General features: G+C 57.1%; 7 protein-coding genes. 6 read left to right on the forward strand and 1 reads right to left on the reverse strand.

Annotated features, from left to right (window positions below; genetic code table 11):
• Positions 1-26 precede the first annotated feature (26 nt).
• The 5 genes from ABEA92_RS17780 to ABEA92_RS17800 all read left to right on the forward strand — a co-directional run bounded on the left by ABEA92_RS17780 (position 27) and on the right by ABEA92_RS17800 (position 8,948).
• Positions 27-2,810, forward strand: a complete 2,784-nt coding sequence (locus ABEA92_RS17780) for a DUF1553 domain-containing protein (protein ID WP_345685189.1) — start codon at positions 27-29, stop codon at positions 2,808-2,810.
• 18 nt (positions 2,811-2,828) lie between these two features.
• Positions 2,829-4,295, forward strand: coding sequence for a DUF1501 domain-containing protein (locus ABEA92_RS17785; RefSeq protein WP_345685190.1), 1,467 nt, complete (start codon positions 2,829-2,831; stop codon positions 4,293-4,295).
• 1,264 nt (positions 4,296-5,559) lie between these two features.
• On the forward strand, positions 5,560-5,925 hold the full coding sequence (locus ABEA92_RS17790) for a helix-turn-helix domain-containing protein (protein WP_345685191.1): 366 nt from the start codon (positions 5,560-5,562) through the stop codon (positions 5,923-5,925).
• Positions 5,926-6,547: 622 nt separating this feature from the next.
• Positions 6,548-7,717: a DUF2891 domain-containing protein gene (locus ABEA92_RS17795; protein ID WP_425572456.1), complete on the forward strand. Its 1,170-nt coding sequence runs from the start codon at positions 6,548-6,550 to the stop codon at positions 7,715-7,717.
• Positions 7,710-8,948, forward strand: coding sequence for an Nramp family divalent metal transporter (locus ABEA92_RS17800; protein WP_345685193.1), 1,239 nt, complete (start codon positions 7,710-7,712; stop codon positions 8,946-8,948). The genes ABEA92_RS17795 and ABEA92_RS17800 overlap by 8 nt, the downstream gene beginning before the upstream one ends.
• 426 nt (positions 8,949-9,374) lie before the next feature.
• On the opposite strand, the gene ABEA92_RS17805 is transcribed toward ABEA92_RS17800, so the two are convergent.
• Positions 9,375-10,694, reverse strand: a complete 1,320-nt coding sequence (locus tag ABEA92_RS17805; RefSeq protein WP_345685194.1) for a hypothetical protein — start codon at positions 10,692-10,694, stop codon at positions 9,375-9,377.
• A gap of 431 nt (positions 10,695-11,125) precedes the next feature.
• Between ABEA92_RS17805 and ABEA92_RS17810 the strand changes: the two genes are divergently transcribed.
• A complete protein-coding gene (locus tag ABEA92_RS17810; protein ID WP_345685195.1) occupies positions 11,126-11,425 on the forward strand; it encodes a hypothetical protein in 300 nt (99 codons plus the stop codon).
• The last annotated feature ends 466 nt before the right edge of the window (positions 11,426-11,891 follow it).

Below are 11,891 nucleotides of genomic sequence, written 5' to 3' on the forward strand. Positions count from 1 at the left end.
GCTTGCCAATGGTGCTGAGAAATTCCATGAAAAGAGCTCTCGCCCTCGTCGTGCTCGCCATCATTCTGCCAAGCCTTGCTGCAGCCGAAGTTGTCGATTTCGTTCGCGATGTTCGACCCATTTTCGAAAAACATTGCTATTCCTGTCACGGCGAATCGAAGCAAAAGAGCGGGCTGCGACTGGATATCAAATCCGAAGCCTTCAAAGGGGGCGATGGCTACGGCGAGCTGGTCGTTCCAGGCGATGTGGACGACAGCCCGCTGATTGAACTGGTCAGCAGCGATGACGAAGATTCACGGATGCCGCCCGGTGACCATCCGCTCTCGCCCGCCGAGATCGCGACGTTGACCCGCTGGGTCGAACAAAACGCGGTCTGGCCCGACGGCGTTGACCTTGCTGTGCTCGAGGATCGACTCGACCACTGGTCGTTCAAGCCGCTGGCGAAAGCGATTGTTCCTGACGTTAAAAACAAAGCGTGGCCTCGCAGCGATGTCGACCGCTTCGTGCTCGCTCGCCTAGAAAGCGAAGGCCTCATCCCGGCGCCGCCCGCCGATCCGCGAATCTGGCTGCGACGAGTGACCTTGGATTTGACCGGGCTGCCACCGACGCCCGAGGATGTGGATGCGTTTCTGCAAGCGGTGGGCGACGATGACACTGCCTACGAAGCCGTGGTGGACCGCTTGCTGCAATCGCCTCGTTACGGCGAACGCTGGGCTCAGCATTGGTTGGACGTGGTGCGATATGCCGATACGCACGGTTTCGAAGTCAACACGGAACGGCCAAACGCATGGCCCTATCGTGACTACGTCATTGATGCTTTTAACAATGACACTCCCTATGACCAATTTATTCGTGAACAAATCGTTGGCGATGCATTGGATCAGAATGCGGCGACCGGATTTCTGATTACCGCATCGGTGTTGTTGCCGGGCCAGATTGGAAAGGACGAACCGTCAAAGCGTTTGGCACGACAGGATTCGATTGATGAGATCGTCGTCAACATCACCCAGACGTTTCTTGGTTTGAGCGTCGGCTGTGCACGCTGTCACGACCACAAATTTGATCCGATCTCGCTACACGACTATTACGCGATGCAGGCGTTTGTTGCCGGAGTCGAGTATGCCGATCGTGAACTTGATCCCGCCGAAGCCAAGTCGCGACGCAGCGAGTCGGCAAAGCTGAAACAGCAACTGACCGATCTGGATCACCAACTTGCTCGCTTCACACCACTGGCTGGTTCCGCAGCCGAGCGTCCTGCGATCAACGCACGACTGAATACCGACCGTTTCGCCCCGGTGCGAACCAAGCGTGTGCGTTTCACGATCCACGCGACCAACAAGTTAGAGCCGTGTATCGACGAGCTGGAGATCTTTGACACCGCGGGCAACAATCTCGCATTGGACAATCGCGGTGCGACCGTCACATCTTCGGGCAATAAAACTCAAAAGAACCGTCACGAGCTGCGGTTTCTCAACGACGGACGCTACGGCAATTCGCGAAGCTGGATGTCCAACCAGACGGGAAAAGGCTGGGTCGAAATCGAGTTGGCTGAAGCGGCGGAAATCGAACGCGTCGCCTGGGGCCGCGATCGCGAAGGCAAATTCGCTGACCGGTTAGCGACCGAGTACACGATCGAAGTGGCGGACGAAAATGGAGCGTGGACAACGGTCGCCGACGCGTCGGATCGAGCTCCGTTTGATGCGGGCAAATCCAAACCGGCTGCGTTTTCGACCGAAGGACTCGCCGCCGACGAAGCTGCTCAGGCGACCAAGCTGCATCACCGCAGGACGGAGCTCGAGAAGCGGATTGCCAGCTTAGCCGAGATTCCATTGGCGTTTGCCGGGAAATTCCGCACCCCCGATGCCATTCATCTGCTTCGCCGTGGTGACCCCGAGCAGCCCGAGGACTTGGTACCACCCGCGGTGCTGGCGTCATTCGGATCGGTCTCGCTGCCCGTCGACTCGCCCGAGCAGCAGCGGCGAGCCGTGCTGGCGGACTGGATCACCGATCCGGCCAACCCGCTGACCGCTCGCGTGATGGTGAACCGGATTTGGCAGGGCCATTTTGGGATGGGGATCGTCGAAACCGCCAGCGACTTTGGCCGGATGGGAACGAAACCGACCCACCCCGAACTGTTGGACTGGATGGCACGCCAATTCATCGACTCTGGCTGGTCGGTCAAGCAAATGCACCGCACAATCGTCTTGTCGGCTACCTATCGGCAATCGACCCAGTTCGATGAGGATGCGTTTGCAACCGATGCCGACGGACGGTTGCTGTGGCGTTTCCCTACGCGTCGCTTGGATGCCGAAACGATCCGCGATTCGATGCTGATGACCGGCGGCCGGCTGGATTTCAAGATGGGCGGACGCGGATTCAATCTGTTTAACCAGCGTGGTGGTTTGTCCGGGTTCACTCCGGTCGAATCGTTCAGCGGCGACGGGCTCAGACGAATGATTTACGCTCACAAAGTCCGCCGCGAACGCGATGCGGTGTTCGGGGCGTTTGATTGTCCCGATGGAGGACAAAGTACGGCTCGGCGAATCGAATCGACCACGCCGATCCAAGCCCTAAATCTATTCAACAGTCGGTTTACACTCGAACAATCCGAAGCTTTTGCGATGCGAGTAAAATCGGAATCGAACGCAGACGATCTCGAGCCGCAGATTCGCCGCGTGTACCAGATTGCACTAAACCGAGAACCCGCGGCGGAAGAGGTTTCTGATGCGATCCCCGTCGTCCGCGATTACGGATTGCAATCACTTTGCCGCGCGCTGTTTAACAGTAACGAATTTTTGTTCTTGCCTTGATTCGAAGAAACTTCGCTGATGAACGATCACGATCCAATGCTATCCCGCAGCGAATTCTCGTCACTGAATCGACGTGGGTTTCTGAGCAGCACTGCCTCGGCACTCGGCTCGGTCGCGCTGCTCGATTTACTCGGTGGCGGCACCGCCCAAGCTGCGTCGCCCGCGATCGATCCCGCTCGACCGTTTGTTCCCCGTGCTTCGCATTACCCGGCCAAGGCCAAGAATGTGTTGGTAATTTTTTGTGCTGGAGCGGTTAGCCAGCTCGAGACGTGGGACTACAAACCCGAGCTGATTAAACAGGACGGCAAGCCGTTAGCCGGTGGTCCGGCGGTGACGTTTCAAGGACCGGCCGGAGACCTGGCTCGACCTCAATACAAGTTCCGGCAACGCGGTCAAACCGGAAAATGGGTCAGCGACATGATTCCGCATTTGGCCGAATTGACTGACGACATCGCGTTTATTCATTCGTTAACGAGCAAGAGTAACACGCACGGACCGGCCGAGAATTTCCTGTCGACCGGCAACATTTTGGACGGTTTCCCAAGTCTCGGGTCGTGGGCGACATACGCGTTGGGCAGCGAAAATGCGAACCTGCCCGCTTACGTGGCAATCCCCGACCCTCGCGGCGTTCCTCAAAATGGATCAAACAATTGGGGGCCTGGTTTCCTGCCGGCTGCATTCCAAGGCACACCGCTGAGTTCAAAGAATCCAATTCGGCATCTGACCTCCGACGGCGTCGGCGCGGATGCCGATCAAGCGACCCGTTCGCTGTTGCAGCGGATGAACGAACGACATCAGGATCAGCATCCTGGCAACGGAAAATTGGCGGCACGAATCGCCAGCTACGAATTGGCGGCGCGGATGCAATTGAGTGTTCCTGAGATCAGCGACCTGAGTACCGAGCCGGCGCATGTGCTTCGCAGCTATGGCGCCGACGATGAATCAAATCTAACGCGAGCCGCATTCGCACGCAACTGTATCCTCGCGCGGCGGATGATCGAACGTGGCGTTCGCTTTGTCCAAGTGTTCAACGGCGCCTACGCCAGCGGTGGCGAGTTGAACTGGGACGGACACAGCAAGTTGAAAGAACAATACGACAAACATGCCGCCATCTTGGATCAACCGACTGCGGCGTTGATCAAGGACATGAAGTCACGGGGGTTACTTGAAGACACGTTGGTGGTGTGGTGCACCGAGTTTGGTCGCATGCCGTTCTTCCAAAAAGGAGCGAAGGGCCGCGACCACAACCCCGACGGCTTTACGTGTTGGTTAACCGGAGCGGGAGTGAAGCCCGGCGTCAGCCACGGCGTGACCGATGAACTGGGCCAGAAAGCGGTACAAGACATTCGCCCGCTATACGATTTCAACGCCACAATCCTGCACCTATTGGGCCTCGATCACGAGCGATTGACGTTCGAGCACAACGGAGTCCAGCGCCGGCTAACGAACGTCGAAGGCGATGTGATCCACGAAGTCCTAGCGTGAGCAGCGATTCTGCCACCTCTCCGCGAACTTCGAAGACTGCTATTTAGAATCCGGCGTTGCGCACGCGTACTGTCACCTCTCCCGAACGCCGTTTGGGAGAGGTCGAGCAGAGCCTTCAGCGATGCTCGGGTGAGGGCCGACCGAGCAAGTAAGGCCGGAGTCTCATTGCAAACTCTTTATCAACTTCGAAGACTGCTGATGCAGTAGCAAGCGAGTAGGCCGGAGGCCGATACATGACCTGCCGTTGGCGTGAGCCAACGGTATAGGGGCGACCTGGCGCCGTCAGGCGGAGGCCGACACATGACCGAGAGTGTGTCGCCCGCTGGGCTATATTTTCTCACCTCCGCTAGCCGGTGACTCACGCCACAGGCAGAGGGTGTATCGGCCTCCGGCTTGTAATCAATGCGGCTAAATCAGCAGTCTCCTTTGCTGGGGTGAGGGGGCTGACCGAGCAAGTCGATGGCGACGAAAACGATTCTTGCACCGGAGTTGCTCGGTCGATAGCGCGGACGCCCCCTCACCCGAGCAACACCTTAAGAGCGTGCTCGACCTCTCCCCCTGACTTCGTCGGTGGAGAGGTAACCGTAGTACTGGCCCGAAGAAAACTCTCACCCTGTCCCGTCCTCCATCCCAATCGCAGCCCAGCCATAGTGCATTTTCTACCGTAGCGGAAGTCGTCAACGGCTTGTTGTTTTATTCGTACGATGGACTTCCTAGTCCGTCGAATGCGCCATTGACGGACTAGAAAGTCCATCATGCACCCTTGCCGCAGGAAACATCACTAAATCAACAAGCCGTCAAGGCTTTCGATCCACATCAAGCTTCCCCAGAAACTCATCATGAAACGGTCGGATCACCAGCGAATGCCCCCAAGGCCGGAGGTTGAGACAGCGGCAGCGGTTGTGTCGCCCTCCAGGCTGCAGCAGTAACTAGCGGAACCGCTGATTCCTGGATTCTCTGTCTTATCGAGCAAAATTTGCTAGCGACAGTGTTATGGATTTCCCGATAACGCTATTTATTCGTTGAAAACTATGCCGGCATACCGTATAGTTAAGAAGGCGCAGGAAGTGGCCTAAGGAGTTGTATCGCCCGATTTATGGAGCGGTGGCTATGCGCTCACTGGCATTATCGATGGTACAAGAACGGGATTTGCGGCATCCACCATCATTGAACCCTGAGGACTTGCTTAACTTTGTCTATTTGGACGAGTTTGCAGCTGACTGGAAAGCTCTGCATGATCGTTCATCATAGGAGGGGAATATCGATGACCAAAAAAAAACAAGAGTCCGTTGGCGGTGAAATGGTTGATCGACTACGCCGTTTTACCGAGAAGCTTGACGCTATCGACAACGTTTCGGATCTACCAGAAGTATTGACCGTGCGTAGGGTAAAGTTGAACCTTCGTCCGCAAGACTTTTCGGGCGAAGAGGTGAAGCAAATTCGCAATCAACTACGAGTGAGCCAAGCGGTTTTTGCTGAATTTCTTGGTGTCTCGGTACGGTCGCTTCAGGACTGGGAGCAGGGGCAATCGGTTGTGAGTGGACCGACGTGTCGTTTACTCGAAGAGATTTCACGAGACTTCCCTTCGTGGTCAAAGCGTCTCAGGGAGCTCGCAGAAGTGACTGCGTAGCGGGTGGCTGAAGTCTACGAAGGTCGAACAGCTCAACGTCCGAACCTTTTTTGTTTGCCTGTAAGTAAGGCCCGTTTCTATCAGCCGGAGTCTCATTGCAAACACTCCATCAACTTCGAAGACTGCTGGTGTAGTAGCAATCGAGTAGACCGGAGGCCGATACACTGACGTGCATTTCGAATCCGAAGCGGAAGTCGCAACAGTGAGCCGTGGGCCGTAAGGCACCGGGTACCGCGTGGGACCCGGCCGCTGACGCGCGAGCGGCTCACTAAATCAACAAGTCGTCAAGGCTTGCGATCCACATCAAGCTTCCCCAGAAACTCATCATGAAACGGCGGCATCACCAGCGAGTGCCCAAGGCCGGAGGCCGACACATGTCCTGCCGTTGGCGTGAGCCAACGGTCTAGGGGCGACCTGGCGCCATCAGGCCGGAGGCCGACACACTGACCGAGGGTGTGTCGCCCGCTGGGCTATGTTTTCTCACCTCCGCTCGCCGGTGACTCACGCCACCGGCAGAGGGTGTATCGGCCTCCGGCCTGCAACGTCGGCCGCGCGTGGCTTAGAATGTCGGGGGCGATGTTCATGTCAGACGACTTCACTTCTTCACCCCAGCAGTTTTTCCATGCCGCACTTCCGTCCGATTTCGGTCTGTCTGTTGTCACTTTTCGCTTTCACAGCGCAAACGAGTTCCTTGATGGGGCAGACCAGCGATGGAGGAACCGACGACGCGGCGAACCGCTTTGGGACGATCGACGCGGCGGTGGCAGACGAGTGGGCTGCGTTGGTGCTGGGGGCGATCGATACCGAGTTTCCTAACAAGCTGTCGCTGGTCTACGTCGATGCGGACCAGATCAAGACGCCCCAGGAAAACTTTCCAGCCTTCTACGGTTGCTTCGATTGGCACAGCAGCGTGCATGGGCATTGGCTGCTGGCGCGATTGCTACGCACCCATCCCACGATGCAGACCGCCCCGAAAATCCGCACCGCGCTGGCGACGCACTTGACGCAAGAAAACATCCAGCGTGAAACCGAGTTCTTTCGCCGCGATGAACATAAGACCTTCGAGCGCATGTACGGATGGGCTTGGTATTTGCGACTGGTGCTCGAACTCGACCGCTGGGACGACGCCGATGCACAAATTTGGCGTGAGAACTTGAGGCCGCTGGAAACGTTGTTCGTCGAGCGGATCACGGCCTATTTGCCGCTATTGACGTTTCCGATCCGCACCGGTCAGCATACCGATACCGGATTTGCTCTGGGGCAAATTCTCGACTACGCCCGCGCGATGCAGCTCGAACCGCTGGAACAACTGGTGATCGATCGCGCCGGTGCGTTCTACCGCAGCGACGTCGATTATCCGGTGCAGTACGAACCGTCGGGGCACGATTTCTTTTCGTCGGGATGGAACGAAGCCGATTTGATGCGCCGCGTGATGCCAACCGCGACATTCGTCCGCTGGCTCGAAAAATTTGTACCCGACGTCGCCGTGCAACTCCACGATGGGACGATCGCGCCGGTACACGTCAGCGATCTCACGGATGGCAAGTTGGTTCATTTGGCGGGGCTGAACCTAAACCGCGCCTGGTGTCTGCGGGCCGTCGCCAACGCGTTACCCGAAGATCATCGGTTGCGTCAGCCAATGCTGGAGAGTGCCGAGAAACATCTGGCTGCGGGATTGGCTTACGTGAACAGCGGGCACTACGAGGGTGACCACTGGTTAGCCACGTTTGGTCTGTATGCGCTCACTCAAGCAAGCGAAAGCACTCAAGCAAGCGAAAACGGTCATGAGTGACGCGGAGCAACCGACGCGGCCGCGATTTCGGCTAGCCAGCGGCCCTGGGCTGCTGGTTACCGCCGCGTTCATTGGCCCTGGGACTGTGGTCACGGCCAGTCGAGCGGGCACCGAGTTTGGTTGCACGTTACTGTGGACGGTGTTGTTTGCGGTGATCGGCACGATTTTGTTGCAATCGATGGCAGCACGATTGGGGATCCTCACCGGCAGCGGGCTCAGCGAAGCGATCCGCGCGGTGCTGAAAAATTCGCCTTGGCTACGTCCTATGCTGGGGTTGGTGATCATCGCGATCGGGTTTGGCAACGCCGCCTATCAGACGGGAAATCTGACGGGCGCCGTGGTTGGCGTCTCTTCGCTGTTGGGTGGATCCACGCAAGCCTGGACTGCGGTGCTGGGGATCGTCACCACGTTGATCATCGCAGTGGGCCGCGAGCGATTGCTGCAAGGCGTGCTCGTTTGCTTGGTCGTGCTGTTGAGCATCGCTTTTCTGTATACCGCGGCGGCCGGAATGCCGTCGCTCGGGCGAGTGACCGCAGGATTATTCGTGCCCCGGGTTACGTCACAGAATCTGACGTTGGTGTTGGCGATGATCGGCACCACGATTGTTCCCTACAACCTATTTTTGCACGCCAGTCGCTCGGCGTCGACTTGGCACGGCGTTCCGGAAAACGATGCGATTCGTCACTCGCGATGGGATACCGCCGTTTCAATTTCACTCGGCGGGTTGGTCACGGCCGCGATCCTATTGACGGCCAGTGGAGCGTTTTTCGATCAAGGAATCCGCTGGGACACTCCCGATCAGATTGCCGCGGGATTGCGACCGACGCTGGGCGTTTTCAGCGGGCATGCCTTTGCGATCGGACTGTTCTGTGCGGGTTTGACCAGCGCGGTGACTGCGCCCTTGGCCACCGCCTATGCGGTCTGCGGTTGTTTGGGGTGGCCGGCTGATCCCAGCAGCAAAGCATTTCGAGCAATCGCGATCTCGGTAATCGCCGCGGGCGTGACAGCTGCCATGATGATGCACGGCAGCCCTGTATTGACGATTGTCGTCGCGCAAGTCACCAATGGGATGTTGTTGCCAATCGTCGCCGCGCTGATGTTGGTCGTCATCCAAAAACGCACCGCGGGCTCGCCACTAGCGATGTCGCCCGCGGGCGTCTATGCCGCCTGGGCAGTGGTTGCAATGGTCAGCCTGCTCGGATTGTGGCGAGTGCTGGCTGCCGTTAATTGAGAAATTTTTTAGCGTAGCGAAAGCCGTCAAGACTTTCGATCCCCAGCAAGAGTCCCCGAGCCTCTCAACGAGACGGCTAAATCAATATCGAACCCACCCCAGGCCGGAGGCCGACACTCAGCCTGCCGTTGGCGTAAGCCAACGGTTCCTGGCTTGGCCATTCACCCCAGGCCGGAGGACGACACAGTCGCAGCAGCGGTATCACCCTCTGGCCTGCAGTGAACGCCAACGACTTCAATTTGGTTGATTCCTTCGACGCAGGCGTTTGTCCAATATCCGCGAGTTTTTATTCGCCAGTCGGGGCCATCGCAGGTTCGTCAATGACTCCATCCGCCACACGCCAAGGGGCGGAAAACCGAACACAAGGCCAGACCCCACGCGAAGCGTTCCCCAGACCCCACGCGAAGCGTTCCCGCGAAAATTGCTCTAGTTCGTTACCCCGGCACCGGGCGTCCTGGAATGTGCGTTCTGCGGGAAATCGAAGGTCAACACAAGGGGTTCGGATCCCGTGTTCTCAATTTCAACGCCACCGCTGGCAAGGGCAGCCTGAGTGATGAACCCGATTTCGGGATAGATCTCGCCGAGAATCATATCTTGGTGATATTGCACTTTGAGTTTTCCAACGCGGCCGCTTCCACCGTTGGTGTGGAACAGCGCGGGGCTCTCCGGGCAAAAATGAGTCTTACCGCCAGGCTGCACCGTAAGCCGCAGGATCGAGCACTTCTGATCGCCGAGGAAATCACCGTAAACAATCCACTTTGCATCGACACCGTCACCTGCAAATTCTTCGGCCGTGATTGCCGGACGCCGATTTTTCTGGACGAAATCGGGATCCTGATTGGCTGCGAAGTCAAACTTCTCTACCAAGTATTCCCAGTCTTCGTGACGATCCTTCGGATAGTCCTCTTCCCGGCATGCATAAAACGCATCCGCTGCTCCGATCCGTCCGTCAAGCGTGAGATCCTCGGCCAAGAAGTGCTCATCCATCGTCACATGCAGCTCGTGCGTGCAAAGGTCCGTCGGCGAGTGCAGCACACCGTTTGGCATCACGAAACCATTGTCAAGTTGCATCATCACGTGCGGTGATAAATGCCGAACCCCGTTGTATTCGTCCTGTCCGAAACGCTTCATACACGCAAGAAAATCATCCTTGGTCACAAACGGATACAGTCCCATCGCCGTGGTGTGGTAATGCGATGGACAAACTCCAGGATTGTCGAAAGAATTGATGTCGTACACTTCCCACTTTGACCAGTGAAGGTGATGCGGGATTGGATTCAGATTGTCAAACTTCTTTGAAACAATCGGCCAAGTCGGCGTTCCATAAAGTGATTTCGCAAACGCGGTCACCTTCTCACCCATGACAGCTTCAGGATTGGCGGCGATCAGATCCTGCAACGAGATGAACTGCCCGTTCGGAGTCAGGACGTGCGATTCACCTTCACGGAACGGTGCTTTATTCGTGCGAGTATCGATGACACCCGTCACGATGGGCACGGTGCAGCACATCCAGAGTTCATCGAGTCCCGTCCCGTTCATGTAGTCCGGATAGTACGATTTGGCATCAAGGCGAAGGCGTTTACCCGGCGTACAAAATGTCCGGCCGGCGTACCGGTGCAATAGCTGCAACACCCCGTCATTCTCATTAAGGCAGTCATCGAGAATCGAATCCGCTCCTCCGGCGGTTCCGTCGATCACATCTTGTTGGGGGTACTCGTGCAGTTTGTCCGCGAGAATTGACACCATGGGTAATGAACCTCAATGAATCGGAAGAAGCGTGTCGGTTCCAAAAATTGCTTTTTGGAGAGTGGGTGGGGAACTTCATTTGCTAAAACGCAACGAGACTGACGAAGAATCGAATGGTCCGCGCTGATAGCAGAGGGGTGCAGTGTACGAAATGTGGGCCGAACGAATCAGGGGGGGCCGTGCAACGCTGACTCTGTTTTGGGCGTTGGATGAAGTCAATGGCAGCTTCGAAGGGATTGTCTCGCGCCCTAGGGAGAGGCTATCGCCAGGGTCAGGCGTTGTGTTCGGTGTTCAGTCGTTGACGGACCCGGGGACAGAGCACTCGGACCCGGGGACCGGCCCCGGGGACAGAGCACTTGCTCGCTCATATCGAGCGGGACGCAATTACGATACAGTTCAGTGTCTCATTACCATCAGTGGCCGAGGAAAAAATGGCAAAAGTCGATCAAGCAGCCCCGCAGAACGATGACTCCACATCGCTATCAGACCACACGGAAACGATTAAGTCGCAGGTCTTGGAGAAAGTCGGCAGGCCCCCGCGTTTGCATCGTGTGGAGGTGTGTCGGCACCACAACGACAACTATCGGGTGAACATTTGGGAAAAACTAGAGCAGCCGGGTGACTTCGCTGTATCGATGCGGGTCCACATTTGGTCGTCCTATTATTTAAAGGTATCGGATTCAGGTGAGATCCTTGCCAGCAACCCGCCGCTGGCCAAACTCGGTATCTAGGCTTGAATTCGAAGCGTTGCGTGAACGATATCCGATCACGCAACTTGCATCCGCCGCGACGACTCGTTTCCGGCAGCGTAGTTCGTCCCTTCGCCGCGGCAGCCTCACGAAGCAACGTTCGCGTCAATGCGTCAATGCGTCCATCGCGGCTCCGCTAACCAGAGAATGCCTGCATCGCCCTGGCTGATTCACAGGCCGACCTGCACAACCCCGGGCCGACTCACCCGATGACGTCAGTAAAACGCGAATGGGGCATAGCCGACTCCGGTGCATGACTGGCGTCGAGGCATAGTACAACCAAAGCGACTTCCCGCCATCCCGCTTGATGGCACCAGTGCCCGACTGTGGAAAAACACCAGGTCGACGAAACCAAGGCATCCCGCGTCGGCCACCGGAGCATCGCGGGACCAGTCGCTGCTGTGGAAATTGAGTCCAGGAACCTTTCCCCCCGTTTTGTATTGTGTTG

The organism is Novipirellula caenicola, assembly GCF_039545035.1.
Classification (GTDB): Bacteria; Planctomycetota; Planctomycetia; order Pirellulales; family Pirellulaceae; genus Novipirellula; species Novipirellula caenicola.

Excerpts from the sequence above, each read along its gene's own strand:
- ABEA92_RS17810 (WP_345685195.1), top strand. The coding sequence starts at position 11,126 with ATGGCAAAAGTCGATCAAGCAGCCCCGCAGAACGATGACTCCACATCG.
- ABEA92_RS17785 (WP_345685190.1), top strand. The coding sequence starts at position 2,829 with ATGAACGATCACGATCCAATGCTATCCCGCAGCGAATTCTCGTCACTG.
- ABEA92_RS17790 (WP_345685191.1), top strand. The coding sequence starts at position 5,560 with ATGACCAAAAAAAAACAAGAGTCCGTTGGCGGTGAAATGGTTGATCGA.
- ABEA92_RS17780 (WP_345685189.1), top strand. The coding sequence starts at position 27 with ATGAAAAGAGCTCTCGCCCTCGTCGTGCTCGCCATCATTCTGCCAAGC.
- ABEA92_RS17805 (WP_345685194.1), bottom strand. The coding sequence starts at position 10,694 with ATGGTGTCAATTCTCGCGGACAAACTGCACGAGTACCCCCAACAAGAT.
- ABEA92_RS17800 (WP_345685193.1), top strand. The coding sequence starts at position 7,710 with ATGAGTGACGCGGAGCAACCGACGCGGCCGCGATTTCGGCTAGCCAGC.
- ABEA92_RS17795 (WP_425572456.1), top strand. The coding sequence starts at position 6,548 with ATGCCGCACTTCCGTCCGATTTCGGTCTGTCTGTTGTCACTTTTCGCT.